A 24,200-nucleotide genomic window follows, 5' to 3' on the forward strand; every position below is an offset into this window, starting at 1 on the left:
GGATTGACAAGTCGTCGTAGTCCGGCGTAAAAATCGGGAGCCCGCAATGAGCGACGAATCTCAACCTAAGCAGGACATTTATCTCGATTTGGGGCGGCTGGCGCGCAGCTTGCAAAGTCAGCAGGCGAGCGACCTTGATTCCGACCGACTGTTGCGCGGGGTGACCGAACTTGCCACGCAGATTCTGCCGGGGGTGGCGCATGGCGGCGTGGCACTCGTCGTCAACCGCCGCCGCCGAGCACTTGAATCGGTCGCTGCCACCGGGGCGGTCGCCAGAGCGATTGACAGGCTGCAGGACGAGCATCAGCAAGGGCCGTGCCTGGAATCGCTGTGGAACCAGTACACCGTCCGCGTCGACGACTATGACCAGGAGACGCGTTGGCCCGACTTCGTCGCCGATTTGGTCGAACAGACACCCGTGCGCTCTAGTTTGTCCATCCAGCTCTACACCAACGAAAATGAGCTCGGGACGCTCAACTTGTACTCTGAAGAAGCCGGCACCTTCACGCCTGAAATCGAGGAACTTGCGGTGGCGCTGGCCGCTCAAGCAGCTGTCGGACTCGCCGCCGCCCGCAGCAGCGACGACCTGCGGAGTGCATTGGCCTCGCGCGACATCATCGGCCAAGCCAAGGGCATCATCATGGAAAGCTATAAGGTCACTTCGGGCGAGGCTTTCATTCTGCTTACCAAGCTGTCGCAGAATTCGAACACACCCCTATACGAGATCGCTCGCAAACTCGTGTTCGCAGACCGCCCGCCGACATAGCACGTGCGGTCGCTCGAAGGCCTCGCCGACGGGCGATTCGCCATCTACATCAAAACGCATCGTGCACTGGCCGACGGGGTTTCGGCGATGCGGTTGTTACAGCAGACGGTCAGCTCAGACCCCGGTCAGCGCGGGATGCCGGCCCTATGGGAGACAACCGAGCCTGCCGCGAAACCCGCTGGGACACATGATGTTTTAGATGCTGGGTGGCGTGTGGTCAGTGCGACCAGAGACCTCGCGGGAGTACCGGCCGCGCTTGTCGACACCGCCTGGCGGGCGGTGCGAGGCCGCGGAGGTCCTCTGAGCCTGGCCGCACCGCATACCCCGCTCAGCGTACCAATAAGCGACGCAAGGACATTCGCCGGATGCACCTTCCCCATCGACCGGCTGCGGCTGGTCGCCAAGCACACCGAAGCCACCCTCAACGACCTCGTGCTCGCCATGTGCTCGGGCGCACTCCGCCGCTACCTATTGGCCCGCAACGCGCTGCCGACCGCGCCGCTGATGGCGATGGTGCCGGTATCGTTGCGCGGCGACGAGCCCGTTGTCACGGCGGGTGAGGTACCCGGCAACAACATCGGGACCTTGATGTGCTCGCTGGGCACTCACCTGGCCGACCCGGCCGAACGACTCGCGGCGGTGCAGACCAGTATGGGCGAGGGCAAGGCCGCGTCCGCCGGCCGCAGCCGGCTGCAGGTTTTGGCGATGAGCGCGCTCGGCGCCGCGCCGCTAGCGCTCGCCATGGCGCTGGGCCGTACGTCTGGCCCGCCGCGCCCGCCGAACGTCATGATTTCCAACGTTCCCGGCCCGGCCACCCCGCTGTACTGGAACGGCGCACGCTTCGACCCGCTCTACCCGCTGTCTGTTCCGGTTGACGGGCAGACCCTCAACATCACCTGCACCAGTACCAACGGCCAGCTCGCCTTCGGCTTGACCGGCTGCCGTCGCGCCGTTCCGGCGATCGGTACCCTCGCAGATTTCCTCGGCCGCGAACTCGACCTCCTTGACGTCTTCCATCGACTCCCCGCGTCGAGCCGCCGTGATCGCAGCGCGCGACCGCGCCGACGCCGTCCTACCCGCCCAAGACCTGGATGACAGGTTCGGTCTCGACCCGGCAACCAACCCTGGACTTCATCGACACCGAGGGTTGCAGCGGGCTACGGGTGTACCCACGAGCCGGAACTCCTCACTCCTGTCTATCTGCGGGTCAACCCCTTTCTGGAAGAGGATGATGATGTCCGAGCCGCCGAACTGGAAGTAGCCGAACTCTTCTCCCTTGGCCATGTGCCGCCCGGCGGTCGAGGTGAGCACCACCGACGACACATGCGCCATACCCACCGGAATCACGGCGACGACGCCGATGTCGCCGCAGTCGGATTGCGCGGTGTCGATGGTCACCACGCCTCGCGTCTGGGAGAACTCGTATCCACTGCTGGCGCTGTCGCTGCCTTGGAGCTGCTGATCTTCGATGCCCACCTGCATGAAGACCTTGCCGTTGATCCGGAACGACTCGTTGACCAGGCCTCCGACCGGCAGGTGGTAGCGGTGATAGGCATGCACCGGCAGCATGTAGTGCACGAACGTGCCCCCGGCGAAGCTCTCGGCGTACTTGCTGCCTTCGATGAGTTGCTTGATGTTGCCGTACTTTTCGCTCTTGACAGTGGTGGCGGGAATGTACGACTCGGCGTCGATGTCGTAGGCGTGCTGGTAACTGCAGTCGGCCGGCCGGGTGATCACCGCATTGCTACCTGGTTCGGCGATCCGGCGCAACCCGCCGTTGATTTCTCGGGCAATGAATTGATTCGCGGTCAGCCAGCCGCTGGGAGCGTTCGGCGTGCCGTCGATCAGTGATTCGTGAAGGCGGTACTCGGGCGCGTTGTCCATGAACGACTGCAACGCCTCCGGGCTGAACGACTCCGGCGAGTCCAGGAACTCGCCCCACTCACGGGCAAACTCGGTCATCCACTCCCGGAACACGTCGGAGTCTTGCAGCGCCTTGTCGCCGACTTTCTGACTCGCCAGAAAGTAGAAGTGGCTCATCCGGTCGCTGAGCTCTTGGGCGCTGCCCTCTTGCTTCCAGGCTGCCGCATCCGTTTCGTGAGGGACCCACCGCACGAAGCGCTTCACATACTCCTCGTACTGACCGATGTCGGTGGGCCATTCCAGCGCCTCGAACAGCTGGGGGTCTAGGTCGGCCTCAGCCCACTCCCGGGCCTTGACCAACGAGCCCTCCAGCAGATCGGCCAGGCTCGGCTCGTTATCGAGCGTCTTTCGCAGTTTCGCGACGATCGCTTCGGGCGGGCCCATGGGGATACTCCTCGATGCTGTGCTTGTCCGTCCCATCGGAGATACCCGCAGAAAAGGTGATTTACCCGGCTTCGTCGCGGTTGTGGACGGGTACTCGGGTCACCTGGGAAAGGACGCGTGGGCGATGGCTGACAACATCGAAGAGAAACCCGCTCAGGCCTCGGTCGAGCCGGTACTGGACTCGGTCGGGCCCGACGAGCTCAGCGCCGTTCACCTGGTCATTGCCTCGGGCGAGCCGCAGCGCGTCGGCAGATTCTGGTTCTTCCTCGACGGCCAGCGCTGGGAGTGGTCGGACGCCGTGGCGCGAATGCACGGCTACGAGCCGGGGACGGTGGTGCCCACCACCGAACTGCTACTGCAGCACAAGCATCCCGAGGATCGTCAGCGCGTCGCCGCGGTGCTGGGCCGGGTGCTTTCGGGTGAGTCGAGGTCCGCGTCCTTGCCGCGCGGTTTCTTTCCGCCGTCGCGGGCAAGGTGTCAACCGACTCCGTGGCGCACGTGGACCACGCCCTGCTCACCTTGGACTAGTGAACGGGTGTACTTCTAACTGGCGAAACTTTCTAGGGGTTTGACCACTGCTATTCCGGTGGTACCGTCACTTTCAGTGAACAGCCGTGCTCATTAGCTTGAGTGCGCGCTACCGGATCTCCCGGCCCTGGAGGGGATGACTGTGGGACTAGCTGTTCTTGCCGAGGCGCCGGCGCGTGGCGCCGGGCTGAACCAGGTGATCGGTCTGTCGATCGCCGCGGCAGTGATCGCCGCGTTGATGCTGTGGACCGGCTATGCGCACCGCACCCACCGGATCACCTGGCTGGCGCGCGCCGCCGACTGGATGGGCCGGAAGTTCGACAACCCGCCGTGGGTGGCGCTGCCGGTGCTGGTATTCACCACGTCGATCATCTGTGCGCTGTTCGGGTTCATCTGGGACGTCAGCTGGCATATCGGCAACGGCCGCGACCCCGGCCCGCTGGCCAACCCGGCGCACTACTTCATCGTGATCGGTTTGTTCGGCATCTTTCTGGCCGGCGCGATCGCGGTCGTCGTGCCGTTCGAGAAACCCGGGCGGGCGGCGGTGCGCATCACTCGCGACTGGTACGCACCTGTCGGCGGCGTGCTGATGGCCGGTTGCGGGCTGTACGCGCTGATTGGCTTTCCGCTCGACGACATCTGGCACCGCATCTTCGGCCAAGACGTAACACTGTGGGGCCCAACCCATCTGATGATGATCGGCGGCGCCGGCTTCTCTTTGTTTGCGATGCTGATGCTGGATTACGAAGGGGGGCAAGTACTTCCCGACGCGCCGATCAAGGGACTGTTCGTCAGGCTTCTGCGCTACCTGTCGTTCGGCGGGTTGTTCATCGGGATGTCGGTGTGGCAGATCGAGTTCGACTTCGGTGTGCCGCAGTTCCGGTTGGTGTTCCAGCCGATGCTGATTGCCGCGGCGGCGGCCGTCGCGTCTGTGGCAGCCCGCATGACGATGGGGCGTGGCGGGGCGATTATCGCGGCGCTGTTCGCGATCACGTTGCGCGCCGCGGTGGCGATAATGGTCGGCCCGATTTTGGGTGCGCCGATCAACTGGTTCCCGCTGTATCTGGGTCCGGCGGTGGTGGTCGAATTGCTGGCTCTCACACCGCTTCTGCGCCGCCCGATGCTGTTCGGCGCCGTCGGTGGTGCGCTAGTCGGCACGGTCGGACTGTGGCTGGAGTCGCTGTGGATCGGCGCGGTGTATCACTACCCGTGGCCGGTCAGCGCCTGGGGCGAAGCGCTGGCGATGGCGGTGCCGGCGTCGGTGCTGACCGGAATCTGCGGGGCGATGCTGGGCATGGTGCTGACCGGTCAACGCCTGCCCGGCCGCGCGATCGGCATCGCGGTGGTGGCGCTGACGGTCCTGGTGATCGGCGGTGCGGTGGCCAATGGACTGCACATCCGAGTGCCCAAACACGACACGGCCATGATCACGTTGACCGATCTGCCCAGTCCACCGGGACAGCGGATGGTCTCCGCCGACGTGCAGATCAATCCACCCACCCTGGTCAGCGAGCACCCCGATTGGCTGACCATCTTGTCGTGGCAGGGCCGCATGGAGCACCACCGCGGCCTGGTCATCGACTGGCTCGACAAAGTCGGACCCGGCCACTATCGCTCCACCCAGCCCATCCCGGTGTGGGGGACTTGGAAGACGCTGGTGCGCGTGCAGGACGGCAGGACAATGACCGGGGTGCCGATCTACGCCCCGGCCGACGACGCCATTCCTGCGCCCGAGATTCCGGCATTGGGCTCCAGCACGCGGCCGTTCGTGCTGGAGGTGTCGATCCTGCAGCGCGAACGCGACCCGAACGTGCCCGCGTGGTTGTTCACCGCCGGCGGCATCGTGGTGCTGATCTTCACACTGATGGTCATCTCGGCGCTAACCTGGGGCGCCGGCCGGATCAACGCGGCCAATACCGTTCCCACCCAACCCGAAGAAGCAGCAGCCGACCTCTCCCCACCACAAGCCGCATGAGGGCATGCGACCTCGCGAATTACCGAAACCGCTGCTCAATCTGTTGTTACCGTGGGCTATGGGCGAACACTTCGACGTCGTAATCGTGGGAGCCGGCATTTCGGGAATCAGCGCCGCCTGGCATCTGCAGGAACGCTGCCCCACCAAGAGTTACGCCATCCTGGAAAAGCGGCCGGACATGGGCGGCACCTGGAACCTGTTCCGGTACCCGGGCATCCGATCCGACTCCGACATGTACACACTCGGCTTTCGCTTCCGGCCGTGGAGCGGCAGCTTGGCCATCGCCGACGGCAAGTCGATCCTGGAGTACATCAAGGACACCGCCGCCACGTATGGCATCAACCAGCACATCCGGTTCAACCACAAGGTCGTCGGCGTCGACTGGTCGAGCGCCGAGAGCCGCTGGAGCGTGCGCGTCGAGACAGACGGGCAGGACAGCACGATCAGCTGCTCGTTCCTGTTTTTGTGCAGCGGCTACTACAACTACGAGCAGGGTTACACACCAACGTTTCCCGGCCGCCAGGACTTCACCGGCCCGATCATCCATCCGCAGCACTGGCCGGAAGACCTCGACTACAGCGGCAAGAACATCATCGTCATCGGCAGCGGTTCGACATCGGTGACACTGGTTCCCGCCCTTGCTAATTCGGGGGCCAAGCATGTCACGATGCTGCAGCGTTCACCGACCTACATCATCTCCCAGCCCGAGCGTGATCCCGTCGCGTCCGGGCTTAACCGCTGGCTGCCCAAAGGCCTGGCCTACGCCATGCTCCGGTGGAAGAACGTGGTACTGCAGGTAATGCTCTACCAGCTGTGCCGACGGTTCCCGCAGCGGATGCGCAAAGTCCTGATGGCCCTTGTCAAAAGCCAACTGCCCAAGGGGTATGACGTCGAAAAGCACTTCGGCCCGCGCTACAACCCGTGGGACCAACGGCTGTGTGTGGTGCCCAACGGCGACCTGTTCCGTGCCATCCGCCACGGCAACGTCGAGGTGGTCACCGACACCATCGACCGGTTCACTTCGACCGGCATCAAGCTCGGCTCGGGCCGCGAATTGGCCGCCGACATCATCGTCACCGCCACGGGACTCGACCTGCAACTGTTCGGCGGGGCGACCGGCACAGTCGACGGGCAGGAGGTGGACCTGACCCAGACAATGGCCTACAAGGGCATGATGCTTTCGGGTCTGCCCAACCTGGCCTACACCGTCGGCTACACCAACATCGGGTGGACCCTCAAGGCGGACCTCGTGTCGGAATTCGTCTGCCGCATCTTGAATTACATGGACGCCAACGGTTATGACGTCGTGGTACCCGAGCAGCCGGCCCCGGACGTCGAAGAGCGGCCGTTCCTGGATTTCACCCCGGGCTATGTCCTGCGCAAACTCGACGAGCTGCCCAAACAGGGCTCACGCAAACCGTGGCGGCTGAACCAGAACTATCTGCTCGACGTGCAGATGATCAGGCGCGGCAAGGTCGACGACGAGGGGCTGCGGTTCACCAAAAAGCCTGTCTCGCTGGCGGCTTAGCGATCACACGTCGATCGTCACGCGGCAGCGCCACTCGTCGCCGGCGCGCCGGAATTCCAGCCCGGACAGCGCAACCGCCTTCGGTGACGCGCCGATCGTCGTGACGTCGTCAATCGAAGCCACCGGCATGGTCAGCCGGAACGTTTGTCCGCCGATGTCCACGTCGGCGCCCGTCGGGATAACTCCTTGCGTGTCAAGCAGATAGATCAGCTGGTCGAGCGCCGCCACCAAGCGGTCCTCGTCGTCGGCGGCAGCCAGATCCAACGTGACGGTGTCGACGGGCCTCGCATCGGAGAGGTCGACGAAGCTGGCCGCCAACCCGACAACCGCCTCGCCGAGACATGCCTCACGGGTCGGTCCCCACGCCTCGATCGTCACGTCGGCCGGATGCGGCACAGTTCGATGTCCGCTGCCGGCCACGGTCAGCCTTTCACCACGCCCAGCGGCACCAGCCGGGCAACCGTGCGGCACAGACCCGCCTGTTCGGCGACGGCGACGACTTCGGAGACATCCTTGTAGGCCGAGGGCGCCTCCTCGACCAGCCCGCGCGCTGACGCGCCCCTGACCTGAATTCCCTGCTGTCGCTCGAGTTGGTCCCGCAGCGCCTTCGGGGTCACCGAGCGGGCCGCCTGGTGCCGGCTGAGCCGCCGGCCGGCGCCGTGACACGTCGAATGAAACGCGCCGCCGCCTGGTACCCCGGCCAGCACATACGACGACGTCCCCATCGACCCGGGGATCAGCACCGGCTGACCCACGTCGGCCAAATCCGTTGGCAAATCAGGATGCCCGGGTGGCAACGCCCTGGTCGCACCCTTGCGGTGGACGCACAGCTCGCGGACCTGGCCGTCGACCTCGTGCCGCTCGATCCGGGCGAGGTTGTGCGAGATGTCATAGACCAACTCCAGCCCCTTGCCGGTGATGGACCGAAACACCTCGCTTGCCGACGATCCGAGGAGCTGTCGGTTGGCCCGCGCGTAATTGGCCGCGGCCGACATCGCCGCCAGGTAACGCCGGCCTTCGGCGGAATCGACTGGGGCACAAGCTAGTTGCCGGTCGGGAACCTGCAGGCCGTGTCGGCGCATGCTCTGGTCCATGCCTCGCACCTGGTCGGTGCAGATCTGGTGGCCAAGGCCCCGCGAGCCGCAGTGGATCATCACGCAGACCTGCCCGACGCGCAGCCCGAACGTCTTGGCGGCCGGCTCGTCGAACACCTCGGACACCGCTTGCACCTCCAGGAAGTGGTTCCCCGAGCCCAGGCTGCCGAGCTGGCGCATCCCGCGGGCGCGCGCCTGCTCACTGACCGCCGCGGGGTCGGCGTCGTCGAACGCGCCGCCGTCTTCGCAGCGCTCCACGTCCAGTCGAGAGCCCCCACGGTGCTCGACCACGTAGCGCGCACCGCGGCGCAGCACCTCGTCCAGTTCACCGCCGTTCACGCCCGACCACACAGCTCCCGGTCCGGCACCCCGCGGGATCCGCTTGCTCAATCCGTCCATCACCTTGCCGGCGACAGGGACGAAGTCCGCCCGGTCGAGGTCGGCGGCCAGCAGCCGGACACCGCACGAGATGTCGAATCCCACTCCGCCCGGCGAGATCACGCCGCCGTCGCGCACATCGGTGGCCGCCACACCACCGATCGGAAACCCGTATCCGAGATGGATGTCCGGCATCGCATACGACGCCTCGACGATGCCGGGAAGGGTCGCGACGTTCGCCACTTGCGCCAGCAGCGGGTCCAGGTTGGTCTCGGGCAGCAGCGATCGTGAGGCGAAGATCACCCCGGGCACCAACATGGCGCCGGATCGCTCGATGCGGAAGCGAAACGGTGTTTCCGCTGTCAGCGCCGACGGTGAGATCCGCATATCACCATCGTGCGCTATGTGGCTTTCGCGCCAGCGGAAAAGGGGTAACTAGCGGTGATGACCCCGATGCAGCTGGCCGCCCTGCTCGCGTTGGCTTCGGCGCTGTGCGTGGCGATTGGCGACGTAGTCCAGCAGCGGGCGGCGCACCGGGTCACCGACAAACCGGTCGGCCACCTCGAATTGCTGGCGAAGTTGCTGCGCGACGGACGGTGGTGGTTGGGCGCCCTGGTGCTGATCGCGAGCATCGGATTGCAGGCGGCTGCGCTGGGCGCGGGTTCGGTGTTGCTGGTACAGCCGTTGCTGACGTGTTCGCTGCTGTTCGCGCTGCCGATCAACGCGCGACTGTCGCAGCGCGCGGTGACCGGCCAGGAGTGGGTCTGGGCCGGCTTGCTGACCGCTGCGGTGGCGGTGATCGTCACTGTCGGCCACCCGCAGGCGGGTCGTACCGGCGCATCGCTGCACACCTGGGCCGCTGTGGTCGTGGCGTTGGGACCGCTGCTGGCTGGATGCGTGGTGTTCGGCCGCATTCGGGGTGGCGCGGTGGCCGCGGTGTTGTTCGCCTTCGTGTCGGGCTCGCTGTGGGGGGTTTTCGCGGTGATCACCAAGGAGGTTGTCGCCCGGCTCGGCGACGGTGGATGGGCGGTGGTCCGGACACCGGAGCTCTACGCCTGCCTGCTGGCCGTGCTCGGGGGCCTGGTGTGGAGCCAGTCGGCGTTTCGGGCCGGGCCGCTGACCGCGTCGATGCCGACGCTGCAGGTGTCCCAGCCGGTCGTAGGGGCAGTACTGGGTGTCGTCGTTCTCGGCGAAACGCTGGACACCGGTCGCGTCGGGATGGTCGGTCTGGTGGTGGCAGCACTGGCGATGACGACGGCCATCGTCCAGCTGGCGCGCGTGGAGGCTATCGCCGCGCGGTTGGGCGCCGAGGAGAAAACCCGACGACGCGGCGTGCTAACGCGATTGGCTCGCTAACCGCGGCGGCGACGCCTCGGCCGTCCAGTGCCGGCGTCCGACCGCGGCGGCGGCGGCTTCACCGGGCGCGAACCGTTCGTGCAGCCATGCCAACGGTTTTGGCGCCCACCAACTCCACGGGCCGAACAGGTGCATGAAGGCCGGAACCAGCACCATGCGCACGAGGGTGGCGTCGGCCAGTACTGCAAGGGTCAGCCCAAGCCCGAGCATTCGGATTAACGACACATGTGCCGGAATCAGGGCGGCGAACGAAATCGACATCACCAGCGCGGCCGCGGTGACCACCCGCGCGATGCCGGATATGCCCAGGGCCGTGCTCTCGTCGTTGGCGGCGCGCGCCTCGGCTGAGCTCGGTGGCAATTCGCGGGCGGCTCCGGATGCCAGCCAGTACTCCCGGATGCGCGAGACCAAAAACACCTCGTAGTCCATGGACAGCCCAAAAGCTATGCAGAACAACAACACCGGGATGTTGGCATTCAATGTTCCGGTGGGGGTGGTGCCCAGCGCGCTCAGATGACCGTCCTGGAAGATCCACACCATGGCGCCGAATGCGGCGGTCAGCGACAACACGTTGCACACCAGCGCCTCTAGCGGCAGCACCGCGCTGCCGGTGAGCAAGAACAATAATGCGAAGGTGATGACGGCGATCAGCAACAGCACGGCCGGCAGCCGTTTGGTGAGCGCGTCGACGCTGTCGCGGTTGGTTTGTGCCAGCCCGGCGATCTGCACCGACCGTCCTGCCGGTCCGGCGACCTGGTGCAACCGGTCGAGCTGTGAGTTGGAGGCTTGGGAGAAAAGCGGCGCGGTGCTGGCCACGGTCAAAAACGCGCTGCCGTGGGCGATTCCGGTCGGCGCCGCGGGCGGGCCCACCCGGCGCCCGGCCACGAATGTCGCGGTTGGGGCGGTCACCGCCGACACGTCAGGCACTCGCGACAGCTCGGCGCCGTAGCGATCCAGGTCGGCGGGGCTGACCCCACGGGCGTCGGGGACGACAACGAACACCGACGTGCCCAGGTCGTCGGCGAAATTGTTCTCCAGCATGTCGGCCACTTGACGCGACGACGCCGACGGGGGCAGCACGCGTTCGTCGGGAAAACCCCAGCGCACCCCCAAGAACGGGAGTCCGAGCAACAGCAGCACCGCGATCACGCTCAGCCCGACCGGGACCGCGTGGCGCGACACGAATTTGGTTGAGCGATACCAAAACATCGGGTTTGCCGGTTTGCGCGCATAGTCGGGTCGCGAGGGAAGCAGTCGCCGCGCCAGCGGGCGCACGTCCAGCGCGTCCAGTCGCGGACCCAGCAGCATGATGATCGCCGGGGTCACGACGACAGATGCCAGGGCCACGATGACGGCGGTCGCGACCACGGTGTAGCCGGCCGATTTCAAGAAATACATCGGAAATAGCAGCAACACCGCCATCGACAACGCGACCGTGGTCGCTGAGAACAGCACGGTACGGCCGGCGGTGGCCATGGTCCGAAACAGTGCCTGCTCACGGCCGCCGGCCTGGACCAGCTCCTGGCGGTAGCGGCTGATGATCAGCAAGGTGTAGTCGATCGCCAGGGCGAGACCCATCGCGATGCTTAGGTCCAGTGCATACGTCGACACATCGGTGGCGAAGCTGATGAGCCGCAACACCGACATGGTGCCGAGAATCGCCAGTGCCCCCAAGGCAATTGGCAACGCTGCGGCCACCAGACCGCCGAACACCCAGACCAGCACCGCGAAGCTCAGCGGAATCGCGATCGCCTCCATCATCAGCAAGTCGCGCGCGTTCTGCTGGTTCACCTCGGCATACGCCACCGCCATCCCACCGGCACGCACAGTGACGCCGTCGCGGTCATGCACCAGTTGCGCCGACAGCGTTTTGGCGTACTTCTGCGCGTCGTTCTCCCCGCCCTTGAGGTTGGCCACGATCAGTCCGGACTTGTTGTCCTTGCTGACCAACCTGGCGGCTGCCTGGGGCGGCGACGTCCACGCCGACGACACGTTGAGCACCCACGGCGAGCGTGCCAAGTGGTCGACGATGTCGGTGCCGACTCGACGCGCCTGATCGCTGCGGACGCCGGCCGGCGCGGTGATCACGATCATCATCTTCTGGTCGGTTTGGTCGAACTTGTCCCGCAGCAGCTCGGTCGCCCGCGACGACTCAGCCGTCGGGTCCTGAAAACCGCCGGCCGACAAGCTGTTGACCACCGGGACGCCGAACACGGCCGCCGCCAGCACCGCCAAAATGGCGACCGTGATGATGCGCCGCGGCGCCGCGATGGCCAGTCGGGTGATTGCGTGCAGCATCTCGGCGTCCTCCCGCAGTCGATTTCCCGGCCCTTACCGCTATACCCGATCCGGGCTGGCTGACCACAGCCGCCGTCATCGTGGTTGGCCGCGCGGCTCGATGGGTAAGCAGAACCGAAGCTGCACCCAGGTCTCGACAAATAAAAACCACATGGATGCCGATGAACAACATAGACGAAACCATCAGAATCCGATTTGCCAACGACGACGACTTGCAGGCGGTTTACGAAAGCCAGGCCCGGGTCTACGGAAATTCGGTGGAGCCTCGCGATATCGAGGCCTGGAAACGCAAGGTCAATCCCGAAGACATTCTGGTTGCCGAGGATATCTCCGATCCGCAAAACCCATTCCTCGTCGGTACCTCGCTTTACTACCGGCTGCAGATCACCGTGCCAGGCGGCACCAGCCTCGAAGCGGCCTGGCTGGCCATGATCACCGTCGCGGCGACGCATCAAAGACGAGGGATTTGGCAGCAGATCAGCGTGCAGGGCTTCGGAATACTCCAAGAGCGTGGTTATCCGATCCTGTGCGGCGTTCCGACTCGGCCGCCGGTGTACGAAATCCTGGGCGCCGGCGTGGCGAGTTATGCCCGGACGTACCAGATCGATCCGCATTCTGCGAAACTGCGATCCGCGCCCAGCCGAAATCCGGCCCGGGAGGTGCTGGCGGCCCAGGCGGAAAGCCACTTACCTCCGATTTATGACCGGTGGTTTGCCAAAACACCCGGCGCGTTGAGTCGGGACAGTTCGTGGTGGGGCGATTTTTTGGAAGACCGATTGACCCAGCGCGACAATGGCTCGCCGCTCAATTTCGTCATCCATCCAGACGGATTTCTGACCTACCGAGTGATCGGCGCGCCGGCCCATGCGTTTCGGCCGCCTTTCGGAAAAGTGGTCATCCAAGACTTCTGCGCGGTCACGGACCGAGCGCATACCGAGCTGCTTGCGACGTTGTCGGGCTTGGAGATGTTCGACAGCATCGAGATCGAGGTCCCGGTCGACGATCCGCTTCCGCTCAAATTCCAAGACCAGGCCGCCGCCCAAACGACCTGCCTGGGAGATTTTTTGTGGGTGCGGATCATGAACGTGCCCGAAGCGCTGGGGGCGCGCGTGTACTCCGCGGATGTCGACGTCGTCCTGGATGTCACGGATCCGCTCGGCGTCGCCGGGGGACAATTCCTGCTGCAGACTCGCGACGGCGTCGGGAAATGCGTGCCACACGAAGGCTCCGCGGACATCCAAATCGGGCTGGGCGAACTGGGAACCATCTATATGGGGGCGCACCGGGCGCTGGAACTGCACCGGGCGAACCGCATCACCGAACTGAATGCCGGTGCGCTGCACGACCTTGACGCCGCCTTTTGTACCGAACGTGCACCGTATTGCGGCACGCTTTTTTGATGCGCTACCCGCTCAGTGCCGGCCGCTCGTAGTGCGCGGGGTGCCGGGAGATGACGTGCCGGGCGATGTGGACGGCGTGGTCGGAGAAGCGCTCGTACAAGCAGCCCAGTAGGGCGACGTCGACGCCGGTCCGTCCCTTGTCGATCAGCGCGATCAGCAGTCGGCGGTGGAGTTCCTTCATGACGCCGTGGTCGTGAAGTGCGTGCACCGGTGTTCGTGGCTCGCCGGACAGCAGCGCTTCCTGAGCTGTACGAGCCTGTGCCGCCGCCAACGAACCCATATCGGCTACCGGCCCGCTCACCTGGTCGGCCACCGCATGACCCGGGTGGCGGCGACGCGCGATCTCGGCAACTCGCACCGCCAGTTCGCCCATGCGTTCCGCGTCGGCGGTGATGTGAAGCGCGCTGACCACCGAGCGCAGGTCGGCAGCCATCCGCGCTTGCGACGTCAACAAGAGGAACGCGGTTTCTTCTGCACTCGAACCCATCGCCGAAATGTCCTCGTGCCTACGGATGACACCGTCGGCTACCCCAATGTCGGCCTGTAGCAAGGCAAACGTGGCATCGTCCATCGCCTGCCCGGCCATCACACACATCTGTGCGAGTTGTGCGGTAAGCCCCGATAACTCGTACTGAAATCGGCTTCTCATGCCTATGAATCAGCCTGGGGTACAAGGGTTAAACCCTTCGCCGCGGTTTGTTACCGAACTGGGATGGAACCGCTTTGATGCGCGCAACACCATGGGAAGCCCAAATGGCCTCCGGTTATTGAACTTTCGTGACGGCTAGGCCAACCGGGTATGGCGCACCGTCGCATCGAGGTGCGCCACACCATCCGTCGACTTACTCGCCGAAGCCTCCGCCCGGCGTGTTGCCCGGCGCCAGCCCGGCCGAATTCCCGCCGAGGCGACTGGCGGCGAATGCCGCCCCCTGGTCGATGATTGCGCTGTCCTCGGCGTAGGCGTCGTGCGCGGCGAAATTCATCCCGTCAGAGCAGACCGGGTCCTCGGGCGCGCAGACCTTGATGGTCTTGCCCTGATAGGCGGGCCCGATGACGACCGGCGGCTCGCCGAGGAAGTTCATCGCCCGGACGTTGGGCATCCCGAACAGCACGACGGCCGCGACGTGGTCAGCGATGCTGGGGTCCAGCGGTTTCGGGACCGTCGCGGGGTCGATGCCGTCCGGCACTGCGGGAGAGGTGACGAAGCCCGTCACGGCCGCACCCTGGGAGTAACCGCCGAGCACCATCTTGGTGTTAGGGCAGTTCTGCGCCGTGGAGACGACGTGAGCCCCTTCGTCGCGAATACCGTCCAGGCCGGTCTCCCACTGCTCGGTGGCCGGGTAGTTGACCGGGTAGACGTCGAATGACCTTGGGCCGACACGGCTGTGCAGGTCGTCGACGAATGCCTGTCCGGTGGGGCCCACGCCGGGCTCTTCGCCCGTACCGCGGGCAAAGACCACCTGCACGTCGGGGCACGGTTGGGCGGAAGCGGATGGAGCGGCCGCAAGGCCGGCGAGGTAGCAGGCGCCGAGTCCTCCCGCGGCGACTGCCGCGGGAGCAAGGTAACGAATGAGGTTGTGATGTGCGATCATGCCGCTTAGGTGCCCATGCATGCGCGTCCCCAAACAGAGTTTTTTTGGCAATTTATTGAGGGCTTGAGTCCGGGTCGGGCGCGCCACGGTTGACGCGTCACCCCACGCCGTCCTTGCGCCCCGGTGCGCGTCATCTGGCGGCGATTCATCCGGCGGTAGAAACGCGGCTGCTCTGGGTACTCCGAGAACCTCTGGCTCGCTGGATTCGAAAGCGGGCGGAAAAAGGGTGGCCGGGCGGCCGAGATCGCAATTGGGAATCCCCCTGAACGAAAGGAGCGGGGATGAACGGGAACAAACAGCGCTGGATGCGTCGACTACTGGTTGCCGGCGTCGCGGTCGCTGCGTTGCCGGGGCTCGCCGGCCTGGGGAGCGTGCCGCCCGCGCGGGCGGCTGCGCCGGAATTTCTCCAGGTGCCCTCGCCGAGCATGGGTCACAACATCACCGTCGAGTTCCAAAGCGGGGGAGCGCCGGCGGTCTATCTGCTCGACGGCCTGCGTGCCCGCGACGACCGCAGCGGCTGGGACATCGAGACCAACGCTTTCAACGACTACGCCGGTTCCGGCATATCGGTGGTGGCGCCGGTGGGCGGGCGGTCGAGCTTCTATTGCGATTGGTACGGCTCGGCGAACGGCCAAACCTACAAATGGGAGACCTTTTTGACCAGCGAGTTGCCCGGTTACCTGTCGGGCAAAGGGGTCCGGGCGAACCGTAACGCAGTGGTGGGCGTGTCCATGTCCGGGTCGTCGGCGTTGATCCTGGCGGCTTACCATCCGGGGCAATTCGCCTACGCCGGCTCGTTATCGGCGTTGTTGAACCCCTCCAGCGGAAATGGGCCCACCTTGATCGGGATGGCGATGAACGACGAAGGCGGCTTCAACCCACAGGACATGTGGGGACCAACCGGCGGCCCGGGGTGGCAGCGCAACGATCCCACGGTGCAGGCTGGACGACTGGCCGGCAACAACACCCGGCTGTGGATCTACAGCGGCAACGGCACGCCGTCGGAAGCCATCGGTCAGGGCAGCTTGCCCGGCCAGGTGATCGAGCAGATCATCCTGCAAAGCAACGTCGCCTTCCAGGACGCCTACAACGCCGCGGGCGGGCACAACGCCACGTTCAACATCGACAGCAATGGCGTTCACAGTTGGGGGTATTGGGGTGCGCAGCTGGCGGCGATGAAGCCGGACATGCAGAGCACCTTGGGCGCCGGGGCAGGATCGGCCTGACGCCGGATCTGTAAAGCCTTGGCCGCTAAACGGTTTCGCCCTTGATGCCCAACGCGGCCTCGGTCGTCGGGTACATCGGCAGGAGCCAGCGCAGCCCACACGCCGCCACGATTCGCGCGACGATCGGGTCCTGGCTGACCAAGCACAGGGTCAGGCCGCGGCGCCGGCACCGTTCGGCCTCGCGCGCCAGCGCCGCGTAGGCGCAGCAGCCCATGAAGTCGAGGTCGCGAACGTCGACCACGACCCGACCGGGTACGGCCGCGATCGCAGCCATCTCGGCCAGCAGATATCTCCAGTCACGTTCGTTACTTGCATCTACTTCACCCGCGACGGAGATGATCACCGCCCTGCCGCGTTGCGACGTGGTGGCACTCAGCGCGCCGAGCGGCGCAGCGCGTTCGGAATTGGGCCGCGGGTTCGAATCAGCCCGCGAACGAGAAACTTTGATTGTTGCAGAGGCCATAACGCACTCCTATCGTGCGCGCCCCCGTGGGCGCCTTCGATGGATGCTGACCCTACGTTTCTGAAGACAGCGGGTTACTCCTTAGTAACCCCGATTGGTCACAATGTCCAGGCTTTATGAGAATTGGCTGCAGAAATGCAACAGTCGGCGGGGCTATGGATGGTGAGTGGGCGCCGTGATGCTGCCGATCGGCGGAGCGCCCTGCCGCGCTTTCCTCAGCAGGTAGCCGTAGCCGTTGGCGCGCAGACTGCACCTCAGCGAGATAGGCGCTTTGTGATCCGACAACCATTCGGTGATTGCCGGCCACTGTTTAGCGACAGGCTGACGGTCGACGTGCAGTAGTCGGAGCAATTCCGGGGCCGTCGCCGGCTCCATCAGGTCGGTAGTGCCACCGTCTGTCGCAGACGCCGTTCCCATCGCCGTACCTCTCGGTCAACCGGAAGCGGTGCATTCCCGGCCGGGCGTTAGCCAACTGCGCACGGTTTTACCGCGGGCGCAGTTACGTCCATGTTCGCCGTCTACCCTCAATTGAACAGCACCAAACAGACTTTCGCGGATTTTCGGCGAATTTCTTCGGGGATTCCTCGCGCCCAGCCGACGGGCGCCCGGTGGTCAGTGGCTTTGCTCCCGAGCGCCCGGGGGGACCGCCAGCCGATCGACGGGCGCAATCGCAGCGATTTCCGAATCGCGGTGAGGCCGCCCGTCCGGCTGTAGCAAATCGTGAAACCACACGTCGGGAATCGCCGGGTAGGGGTGGTCCCACGAGTCCCACGGAAAGTAGGTCTGAGTCTTGCCGGCCACCAGGCCCCAGTTGAGTGCGGCAACGTTGTACCGCTTGGCAATTGGCAGTATCCCCTCGACGGTGCTGCCCAGCGGCCGGGCCATGTACTCGGTACAGAGGATCGGTCGCCCGAACGGCAGTAGCTCAGCGATCCGTGCCTCAAACGCCGCCGGCTGGCCATAGTTGTGGAACGTGACGATGTCGGAGTTGGCCAGTTGGGTGTCCACAATTACGCTGCGCTGCCCCGGATCTGCCCACGCACCGCGCCACACCCCACTGGTCAGCGGCTGGCTCGGATCGACGGAACGCGCCCACCGGAACACCTGGGGAAGCAGGTCTGCGACGAGTTCCTGCTTGTCTTGTCGCTCGACCTGGTGATACACCCGAGAGGGATTGTCGGGTTCGTTCCACAGATCCCAGCCCAAAACACGGTCGTCGCTGCGGAATTGGGTCATCACCCCCGTGACATAGTCCTGGAGGACGCCGATGTAGGCGCGGTCGCCGAGGTGCTCGGCCCCGGGACTCTGAACCCAGCGGGAGTTGTGCACCCCGGGCCGGGGTGCGGGCTGCTCGCCCGGTTTGGGGAACGGATCCCAGCACGAGTCGAACAGGACGAACATCGGTTTGATGCCGTGGCGCGCCGCGATGTCGACGAACTGCGCGAGACGTCGCTGGAAGCCGCGGTAATCCTGGGCCCACAGCAGATCGTGCAGAAAGACTCGCGCACAGTTGAACCCGAGCAATCGGGCCCAGCCCAACTCGATGTCGATGCGGCGCGGGTCGAACGTCTCGGCCTGGAACATCTCGAGCTGGTTGACCGCGTTGGAGGTGATGTAGTTCGCGCCGACGAGCCAGCCTTGTGCTCGATACCACTGGTGTGCACGCTCGGCTGGCCAGCGGCCCGGTTCCTCCGCGTTGGCGCGCGGTAGCCGGGCCAGTGCTGTGCCTGCGACAAGCATCACCGGCAGCTTCAGGACCGTCCGACGATGCATGAGCTGCCTAACCGCGGGCCGACGTTCTGTTCTTAAGGAGCGGCGGGAGTCACTCCACCCGCACAAGGCCATTCTACACCAATTGCAATGCCCCCAAACGTGTTTGGGTGGCTGACGGTGGCTTGCGAGGTGCCTATAGAATAGGCCGCCCGCCGGTGACCGCCACCCGTGCGCCGGAGATGTAGCTGGCGTCGTCGGAGGCCAGCAGCACATAGACGGACGCCAGCTCGGCTGGCTGACCGGCGCGGCCCAGCGGCACGTTCTGTCCGAACGACTTCACTTTCTCCGCAGGCATCGTCGACGGGATCAGCGGCGTCCAGATCGGTCCGGGCGCCACGCTGTTGACGCGAATTCCCTTGTCGCCGAGGAGTTGCGCGAGGCTGGCCGAGAAATTCGCGATCGCCGCCTTGGTGGCCGCGTAGGGCGCCAACGTCGGGTTGGGGGTGTCGGAGTTGACCGACGAGCTACCGATGACCGACGAACCGGGACCCATGAACGGCAAAGCCGCCTTGGTGAGGTAGAAGTACGCTCCCACATTGAGTTTGAACGTGTAGTCCCACTCGTCGTCGCTGATCTCTTCCAGGGTTTGGTGGGTCATTTGGAAGCCGGCATTGTTGACCAGTATGTCGATGCCGCCGAATTCCTGTACGGCCCGGTCGATTACCGCGCGGCAGTGTGCCGGCTCGGAAAGGTCCCCGGGGACCAGCACGCATTTGCGGCCGGCCTCCTCAACGTAGCGAGCGACGTCGCGGGCGTCGTCGTCTTCGTTGAGGTAGGCGATCAGCACATCGGCGCCTTCCCGCGCATAGGCGATCGCGACGGCTCGTCCGATTCCGCTGTCGCCGCCGGTGATGACCGCCCGTTTGCCGGTGAGCTTTCCCGAACCGCGGTAGCTTTTTTCGCCGCAATCGGGGACCGGGTCCATTCGAGCCTGGACGCCCGGCACCGGTTGCTGCTGCTCGGGAAAACTCATGTCTTCTCCTTTCCGAAGGGTCGAATGTTCTTTTGCCGGCGGCCTATTTGGTCGGCTACCCGGGTGAAGAAACGCCTAATCACGAATGCATGCGTTTACCTGGCGGTAAGCGGCGTATTTGCCACAGTGCCCCCAGATTGTGTTTGAGGGTGTTTGAGGCCCGGACAGGTGGGTATGCGGCGATTGCGGGCGGCGACTACGACAAGTGCGGTCGTCGCATCGAAAACCAATCCTGAACGACGCGAACGGGAGGAGTTAGCGTGAAGTTCACCTCGACAACTGTGAAAACGGGGATAGGGGCCGCGGCACTTGCGGCTGCCGGTGTTTTCGGCGCGGGCGTAGCCTCGGCGGCGCCCCCGACCGTCCAGTCCTTGGGCACCAGTGAAGCGCTGTTCGACGGCCCGATGGTCACCAACTACACGGTGAGCAATCTGCAGCCGAGCAACGCGGTGATTCCCGGCTACACGCCGCAGGGCAAGCTCTACCAGGCCGACGTCACCGTACGGTCGGACGGCGGAACCGTTACACCGCTGATCTCCGACTTCAACGCCCGCGCGGCCGACGGGACAACCTACCGCGTCCTCGACACGGTCCCGGCTCCGAACGGGGTTCCGCCTGCGCCGCTGAATCAGGGTCAGCAGGCCAACGGCGAGATCTACTTCGACGTGACTGGCCCGCCGCCTAACGGCGTGGTCTACAACGACGGGGTAGAGGACGTCCTGATCTGGACGACGCCGTCCAACGTCACCCATCCCTGACCGGTTATCGGCGACCTCCCCGCGTCATTTTTGGCGCGGGGAGGCTGTTATCGGGTACTCAAACCGCCATGACTAATAGCGACCACCGACCTGCCGAGGTGCGCCGGCAGGCCCAAGAACAAGCTGACCGGGCGCGTGCGGCAATGGAGGACCGGCGCAGCGGAGCGCAGGGCGGCCTCTCCGGCTGGGTGGCCCGCCGCGCGGGCCGCTGGGATCTGTCCCGTCAGGACGAAGCCAGTTTGCACCGCCAGAAGTTCTTCTGGAATGTCTTGGTGGACTACTGGTTCCGGATGGAGATCGACGGCTGGGAGAACGTCGGCGAGCCGCCCGTGCTGCTGGTGGGCATCCATTCGGGTGCGCCGTTCGTGTGGGATGCGTGGACCGTCGGGCTGCAGTGGTGGCGGCGGTTCGGTTCGGAGCGCACGCTGCACGGCACCGCTCACGACGCGTTGATGGCCATCCCGGGCTTCGGCCAATTCTTCCGCTCGATGGGAGTGCTGCCCGCAGCACCGGATGCCATCGCCACCGCGCTGGCCGAAGGGCGTGACGTCGCGTTGTGGCCGGGCGGCGAGGTGGACTCGCTGCGGCCGTGGAGCGAGCGCGACCGCGCCAACCTGGCCGGCCGAAAAGGCTTTGTCAAGATGGCGATTCGCGCCGGCGTGCCGATCGTCCCGATTGCCACGGTGGGCGGCGCCGACGCTATGCCGGTGCTGATCCGCGGCGACAAGCTCTCCCATGCCCTGCGGCTGGATAAGTTGTTGCGGCTCAAGGTGTTCCCGCTGGCGGTCTCCTTGCCGTGGGGCATTGCTCCTGCGGCGCTGCCGCAGTTTCCGCTGCCGGCCAAGATCCGGACCCGGTTCATGCCCCCCGTCGAGCTGGACCACGACCCCGCCCGCGCCGACGACGACGAGTACGTCGACGCCAAATACCGCGAGGTGCAGGACAGCATTCAGCGCGGGATGGACGCATTGACCCGCAAGCGGGCGTTCCCGCTGTTCGGTTGACTACGACGCCCGCACCGGGCTGATCGCCCGCTCGCCGACGATCCAGCGTGGTTGCGGCGGGGTCATTGCCATGTAGCCGACCCCGCGGACCGTGTCCACGATCGACTCGTGCTCGGGACCGAGTTTGGCGCGCAGGCGTTGCACGTGGACGTCGACGGTGCGGGCCCGGTGCTCGTATTCGTAACCCCACACCTCATGCATCAGCCGGGTCCGGGTGAAGGCCTGACCGGCATGCTGCACAAGGTAATTGAGCAATTTGAACTCGGTGAGCGTGAGGTCGAGTTCGCGGCCTGCCAGCGTTGCGGTGTAGCGCGCCGGATGCAGCACCAGGTCACCGAACTCCAGCGTGCCCTCCAGGGTGCTGCGCCGGCGTGCGATCGCTAGGCGCAGCCGCGCCTGCAACTCCGCGGCACTGGCGTTGGCCAGCAACACGTCGTCGAGGTGCCAGTCGAAGTCCACCGCCACGAAATCGGCGGCGTCCACGACGGCCACCACCGCGATCGCGGGCGCCGTCGCGGTCAGCCGCCGGCAAGCCCTGCGGGCGGCAGGTAGATTGGCCCGCGCGTCGATGACCGCGACATCGGCGCGCTCGTGGCGGCCGGCGGTGCTGTCGCTGAGCGGGACCTGGCGGACGTCCTCGGCGAAGAGTTCCAGCGTCGGCAATACCGATGCGAAATCGGCTTCATCGGTAATCAGCAGGACGTCCACCCGAAACTCCAACCCCTGGTAGAGGCAAAGATTACCCGGATCCTTGGGAAAATATTCCGGTAAGCCGGAATTTCTGTCCGGCCCCGGACATGCGACAGGCCCGGTCCGTCGTCGCAGACCGGGCCCGTCCTTGTATCCAGCTACTGCTGGTGAGACTGCTCGCGCTTTTCCGAGGCGGCGGCGCTGCCGCGGGCGGCTTCGGCTTCGGCTTCCTTCTTGGCCGCGTCGCGTTGCGCTTCGGCCTTGTCCTGCTGGGCTTGACCCTCGCGGGCCATGTCGTCCTGGCCGAGCACGTTGCCTGCGGCTTCCTTGGCCTTGCCCTTGACGTCCTCGACGACGCCCTTCACGCCTTCCGCGGGTCCGCTCTTGTTGTCCTCCGCCATGGATTCCTCCTCATTGGCTGTCTTGCTCATGGACCGGCCATCGTCTCGACCGGTTGTCGGCGCGGCGCAAAGACTTCGTTATCTTCGCGCTCTTCCCGCCGCGTCTCGGCGGATTCCCGTCGCGCGGCACGCTCAAACCTCCGTTGTTTCGCCCACGCCGCGCCGGGTATTTGGAGGCGATGACGACGTCGCTGTGGCTGGCCGACCGAAGTCGGCAAAACGCGGAAATCAATCTGGGACAACCATCTGCCGACGTGGTGGTCGTGGGCGCCGGCATCACCGGCCTGACCACCGCCGTGCTGCTCGCCCGGGCCGGCAAGGACGTGCTGGTGCTGGAGGCACGCAGCGCCGGCGCGGTGACCACCGGCAACACCACCGGCAAGATCAGCCTGCTGCAGGGCACCGTGCTCTCGCAGATCGTGGCCCACCACGGCGCCGACCTCGCGCGCGACTACGTGCGGGGCAACCAGGAAGGCCAGGATTGGCTGCTGCACTATTGCGAGGCGAACGGGGTTCCGGTTCAGCGCGAGGACGCCTACACCTACGCGCAGTCCGCAGCCGAGGTGGAAACGGCGCGCGCGGAATTGGCTGCGGCGCGACTGGCAGGCCTCGACGCCGAATGGGACGACGACGCCGACGTACCGTTTCCCTACCACGGCGGCGTACGGCTGGCCAACCAGGCGCAGTTCAATCCAATGCCCTTGCTGGACAGTCTGATTGGTGAGCTCACCCAGCGCGGCGGCCGACTCGCCGAGGGTGTGCGCGTGCAGGGGCTGTCGCACCGCGACGGTCGCGTGCGGCTGACCGCGCGGACCGGCGACGCAAAGGTCGACGTGGATGCGGCGCAGTGCGTACTCGCCACCGGCATGCCGATCCTGGACCGCGGCGCATACTTCGCCAGGGTGAAGCCCAACCGGTCGTACTGCATGGCGTTCGAAGTTCCCGGTGCCATCACCCGGCCGATGTTCATCTCGGCCGGTTCACCGACCAGGTCGGTGCGATACGCGCCGGTCGGCGACGGCGAACGGCTCATCGTCGGTGGTGCCGGTCACGTGGTGGGCCGCAACAATCCCACCGCCGCTCTGGACGAGTTGGCGTCGTGGGCGCGCGAGCACTATCCCGGCGCCGCGCAGACTCACCAGTGGTCGGCGCAGGACTACACACCCGCCGACCATCTGCCCTATGTCGGGCCGATCTTGCCGGGCGATGAAAAGGTGTTGATCGCAACAGGTTTCAACAAGTGGGGGCTGGCCGCCGGGGCGGCGGCGGCGCTTCTGCTCAGCAGCCGCATCCTCGGCGGGCGGATGGACTGGTCGAAGGCGTTCGCGGCGTGGAGCCCGCACGAAATCAGCGGCATCACCACCGCCGTGCGCGCGAATCTCGAGGTCGCACTGCACATGGCCAAAGGGTGGCTGGCACCGGTGACGCGACTGGGCCGTGATGTGTCGACCGACGGCGGCGTGGTCAAGGGCCCGCCGTGGCATATGCAAGCGCAGTGCACGGTTGATGGTGTGCAGCACAAGGTTTCGCCGGTGTGCCCGCATTTGGGCGGCATCGTCAACTGGAATGACGCCGACAAGGCGTGGGAGTGCCCGCTGCACGGATCACGCTTCGCGCCGGACGGCACGTTGTTGGAGGGACCGGCGACTCGCGGCCTGACCCGGTCTTAACGCGAATTCTGCTCCACCTC

21 protein-coding genes and 1 pseudogene are annotated in these 24,200 nt (G+C 65.6%); 11 read left to right on the forward strand and 11 right to left on the reverse strand.

Annotated elements, in window-relative coordinates:
- The first annotated feature begins 46 nt into the window (after positions 1–46).
- Together MFM001_RS14735 and MFM001_RS14740 are read left to right on the forward strand one after the other, a co-directional pair.
- Entirely contained in the window at positions 47–766 is a 720-nt protein-coding gene (locus MFM001_RS14735; protein WP_116375996.1) for a GAF and ANTAR domain-containing protein, read from the forward strand.
- 3 nt (positions 767–769) lie between these two features.
- On the forward strand, positions 770–1,861 hold the full coding sequence (locus tag MFM001_RS14740; protein WP_116375997.1) for a wax ester/triacylglycerol synthase family O-acyltransferase: 1,092 nt from the start codon (positions 770–772) through the stop codon (positions 1,859–1,861).
- 36 nt (positions 1,862–1,897) lie between these two features.
- Here the strand turns inward: MFM001_RS14740 and MFM001_RS14745 are convergent, their stop codons facing one another.
- Entirely contained in the window at positions 1,898–3,073 is a 1,176-nt protein-coding gene (locus MFM001_RS14745) for a phosphatidylserine decarboxylase (RefSeq protein ID WP_116375998.1), read from the reverse strand.
- Positions 3,074–3,197: 124 nt separating this feature from the next.
- Here MFM001_RS14745 and MFM001_RS14750 point away from each other — a divergent pair.
- The 3 genes and pseudogenes from MFM001_RS14750 to MFM001_RS14760 all read left to right on the forward strand — a co-directional run.
- Positions 3,198–3,509: pseudogene (locus MFM001_RS14750) on the forward strand (PAS domain-containing protein); the annotation flags it as partial.
- Positions 3,510–3,737: 228 nt separating this feature from the next.
- Entirely contained in the window at positions 3,738–5,576 is a 1,839-nt protein-coding gene (locus tag MFM001_RS14755) for a hypothetical protein (protein ID WP_116375999.1), read from the forward strand.
- A 58-nt stretch (positions 5,577–5,634) separates the two neighbouring features.
- Positions 5,635–7,104, forward strand: a complete 1,470-nt coding sequence (locus MFM001_RS14760; RefSeq protein WP_116376000.1) for an NAD(P)/FAD-dependent oxidoreductase — start codon at positions 5,635–5,637, stop codon at positions 7,102–7,104.
- 3 nt (positions 7,105–7,107) lie between these two features.
- Here the strand turns inward: MFM001_RS14760 and MFM001_RS14765 are convergent, their stop codons facing one another.
- Positions 7,108–7,524 (reverse strand): archease, encoded by a 417-nt coding sequence (locus MFM001_RS14765; protein ID WP_160118018.1) that lies wholly within the window; start codon positions 7,522–7,524, stop codon positions 7,108–7,110.
- Between the two features lie 2 nt (positions 7,525–7,526).
- Positions 7,527–8,963 carry an RtcB family protein gene (locus MFM001_RS14770; protein ID WP_116376002.1) on the reverse strand — a complete coding sequence of 479 codons (1,437 nt, stop codon included), beginning with the start codon at positions 8,961–8,963 and terminating at the stop codon, positions 7,527–7,529.
- Between the two features lie 57 nt (positions 8,964–9,020).
- Here MFM001_RS14770 and MFM001_RS14775 point away from each other — a divergent pair, with 57 nt between their 5' ends.
- Entirely contained in the window at positions 9,021–9,932 is a 912-nt protein-coding gene (locus tag MFM001_RS14775; protein ID WP_116376003.1) for a DMT family transporter, read from the forward strand.
- On the opposite strand, the gene MFM001_RS14780 is transcribed toward MFM001_RS14775, so the two are convergent.
- The gene (locus MFM001_RS14780; protein WP_116376004.1) at positions 9,912–12,230 is read right to left on the reverse strand and encodes an MMPL family transporter; all 2,319 of its coding nucleotides are present in this window, start codon (positions 12,228–12,230) and stop codon (positions 9,912–9,914) included. The genes MFM001_RS14775 and MFM001_RS14780 overlap by 21 nt on opposite strands.
- Before the next feature lie 161 nt (positions 12,231–12,391).
- Between MFM001_RS14780 and MFM001_RS14785 the strand changes: the two genes are divergently transcribed.
- A complete protein-coding gene (locus MFM001_RS14785) occupies positions 12,392–13,630 on the forward strand; it encodes a GNAT family N-acetyltransferase (protein ID WP_116376005.1) in 1,239 nt (412 codons plus the stop codon).
- Between the two features lie 4 nt (positions 13,631–13,634).
- On the opposite strand, the gene MFM001_RS14790 is transcribed toward MFM001_RS14785, so the two are convergent.
- Together MFM001_RS14790 and MFM001_RS14795 are read right to left on the reverse strand one after the other, a co-directional pair.
- Positions 13,635–14,279: a PhoU domain-containing protein gene (locus MFM001_RS14790; RefSeq protein WP_116376006.1), complete on the reverse strand. Its 645-nt coding sequence runs from the start codon at positions 14,277–14,279 to the stop codon at positions 13,635–13,637.
- Positions 14,280–14,472: 193 nt separating this feature from the next.
- A complete protein-coding gene (locus MFM001_RS14795) occupies positions 14,473–15,222 on the reverse strand; it encodes a cutinase family protein (RefSeq protein WP_116376007.1) in 750 nt (249 codons plus the stop codon).
- A gap of 281 nt (positions 15,223–15,503) precedes the next feature.
- Here MFM001_RS14795 and MFM001_RS14800 point away from each other — a divergent pair, with 281 nt between their 5' ends.
- Positions 15,504–16,448, forward strand: a complete 945-nt coding sequence (locus tag MFM001_RS14800) for an esterase family protein (RefSeq protein ID WP_116376008.1) — start codon at positions 15,504–15,506, stop codon at positions 16,446–16,448.
- Positions 16,449–16,473: 25 nt separating this feature from the next.
- On the opposite strand, the gene MFM001_RS14805 is transcribed toward MFM001_RS14800, so the two are convergent.
- The 3 genes from MFM001_RS14805 to MFM001_RS14820 all read right to left on the reverse strand — a co-directional run bounded on the left by MFM001_RS14805 (position 16,474) and on the right by MFM001_RS14820 (position 19,657).
- Entirely contained in the window at positions 16,474–16,911 is a 438-nt protein-coding gene (locus MFM001_RS14805) for an anti-sigma factor antagonist (RefSeq protein WP_116376009.1), read from the reverse strand.
- A gap of 612 nt (positions 16,912–17,523) precedes the next feature.
- Complete coding sequence (locus tag MFM001_RS14815) at positions 17,524–18,684, reverse strand: 1,4-beta-xylanase (protein WP_116376011.1); 1,161 nt, start codon at positions 18,682–18,684, stop codon at positions 17,524–17,526.
- 133 nt (positions 18,685–18,817) lie between these two features.
- Complete coding sequence (locus MFM001_RS14820; protein ID WP_116376012.1) at positions 18,818–19,657, reverse strand: glucose 1-dehydrogenase; 840 nt, start codon at positions 19,655–19,657, stop codon at positions 18,818–18,820.
- Positions 19,658–19,917: 260 nt separating this feature from the next.
- On the opposite strand from MFM001_RS14820, the gene MFM001_RS14825 reads away from it, so the two are divergent.
- Both MFM001_RS14825 and MFM001_RS14830 read left to right on the forward strand, forming a co-directional pair.
- Complete coding sequence (locus MFM001_RS14825; protein ID WP_116376013.1) at positions 19,918–20,415, forward strand: MPT63 family protein; 498 nt, start codon at positions 19,918–19,920, stop codon at positions 20,413–20,415.
- A 68-nt stretch (positions 20,416–20,483) separates the two neighbouring features.
- Positions 20,484–21,419, forward strand: a complete 936-nt coding sequence (locus tag MFM001_RS14830) for a lysophospholipid acyltransferase family protein (RefSeq protein WP_116376014.1) — start codon at positions 20,484–20,486, stop codon at positions 21,417–21,419.
- Here the strand turns inward: MFM001_RS14830 and MFM001_RS14835 are convergent, their stop codons facing one another.
- Positions 21,420–22,127 carry a response regulator transcription factor gene (locus MFM001_RS14835; RefSeq protein WP_116376015.1) on the reverse strand — a complete coding sequence of 236 codons (708 nt, stop codon included), beginning with the start codon at positions 22,125–22,127 and terminating at the stop codon, positions 21,420–21,422. It abuts the gene before it with no gap.
- 140 nt (positions 22,128–22,267) lie between these two features.
- Complete coding sequence (locus MFM001_RS14840) at positions 22,268–22,510, reverse strand: CsbD family protein (protein WP_116376112.1); 243 nt, start codon at positions 22,508–22,510, stop codon at positions 22,268–22,270.
- 179 nt (positions 22,511–22,689) lie between these two features.
- On the opposite strand from MFM001_RS14840, the gene MFM001_RS14845 reads away from it, so the two are divergent.
- The gene (locus tag MFM001_RS14845; protein ID WP_116376113.1) at positions 22,690–24,180 is read left to right on the forward strand and encodes an FAD-dependent oxidoreductase; all 1,491 of its coding nucleotides are present in this window, start codon (positions 22,690–22,692) and stop codon (positions 24,178–24,180) included.
- The last annotated feature ends 20 nt before the right edge of the window (positions 24,181–24,200 follow it).

Origin of the sequence: Mycobacterium sp. MFM001, from assembly GCF_003402475.1 — a bacterium.
Classification (GTDB): Bacteria; Actinomycetota; Actinomycetes; order Mycobacteriales; family Mycobacteriaceae; genus Mycobacterium.

Excerpts from the sequence above, each read along its gene's own strand:
- MFM001_RS14735 (WP_116375996.1), top strand. The coding sequence starts at position 47 with ATGAGCGACGAATCTCAACCTAAGCAGGACATTTATCTCGATTTGGGG.
- MFM001_RS14745 (WP_116375998.1), bottom strand. The coding sequence starts at position 3,073 with ATGGGCCCGCCCGAAGCGATCGTCGCGAAACTGCGAAAGACGCTCGAT.
- MFM001_RS14755 (WP_116375999.1), top strand. The coding sequence starts at position 3,738 with ATGACTGTGGGACTAGCTGTTCTTGCCGAGGCGCCGGCGCGTGGCGCC.
- MFM001_RS14760 (WP_116376000.1), top strand. The coding sequence starts at position 5,635 with ATGGGCGAACACTTCGACGTCGTAATCGTGGGAGCCGGCATTTCGGGA.
- MFM001_RS14770 (WP_116376002.1), bottom strand. The coding sequence starts at position 8,963 with ATGCGGATCTCACCGTCGGCGCTGACAGCGGAAACACCGTTTCGCTTC.
- MFM001_RS14775 (WP_116376003.1), top strand. The coding sequence starts at position 9,021 with ATGACCCCGATGCAGCTGGCCGCCCTGCTCGCGTTGGCTTCGGCGCTG.
- MFM001_RS14780 (WP_116376004.1), bottom strand. The coding sequence starts at position 12,230 with ATGCTGCACGCAATCACCCGACTGGCCATCGCGGCGCCGCGGCGCATC.
- MFM001_RS14785 (WP_116376005.1), top strand. The coding sequence starts at position 12,392 with ATGAACAACATAGACGAAACCATCAGAATCCGATTTGCCAACGACGAC.
- MFM001_RS14790 (WP_116376006.1), bottom strand. The coding sequence starts at position 14,279 with ATGAGAAGCCGATTTCAGTACGAGTTATCGGGGCTTACCGCACAACTC.
- MFM001_RS14795 (WP_116376007.1), bottom strand. The coding sequence starts at position 15,222 with ATGATCGCACATCACAACCTCATTCGTTACCTTGCTCCCGCGGCAGTC.
- MFM001_RS14800 (WP_116376008.1), top strand. The coding sequence starts at position 15,504 with ATGAACGGGAACAAACAGCGCTGGATGCGTCGACTACTGGTTGCCGGC.
- MFM001_RS14805 (WP_116376009.1), bottom strand. The coding sequence starts at position 16,911 with ATGGCCTCTGCAACAATCAAAGTTTCTCGTTCGCGGGCTGATTCGAAC.
- MFM001_RS14815 (WP_116376011.1), bottom strand. The coding sequence starts at position 18,684 with ATGCATCGTCGGACGGTCCTGAAGCTGCCGGTGATGCTTGTCGCAGGC.
- MFM001_RS14820 (WP_116376012.1), bottom strand. The coding sequence starts at position 19,657 with ATGAGTTTTCCCGAGCAGCAGCAACCGGTGCCGGGCGTCCAGGCTCGA.
- MFM001_RS14830 (WP_116376014.1), top strand. The coding sequence starts at position 20,484 with ATGACTAATAGCGACCACCGACCTGCCGAGGTGCGCCGGCAGGCCCAA.
- MFM001_RS14840 (WP_116376112.1), bottom strand. The coding sequence starts at position 22,510 with ATGGCGGAGGACAACAAGAGCGGACCCGCGGAAGGCGTGAAGGGCGTC.
- MFM001_RS14845 (WP_116376113.1), top strand. The coding sequence starts at position 22,690 with ATGACGACGTCGCTGTGGCTGGCCGACCGAAGTCGGCAAAACGCGGAA.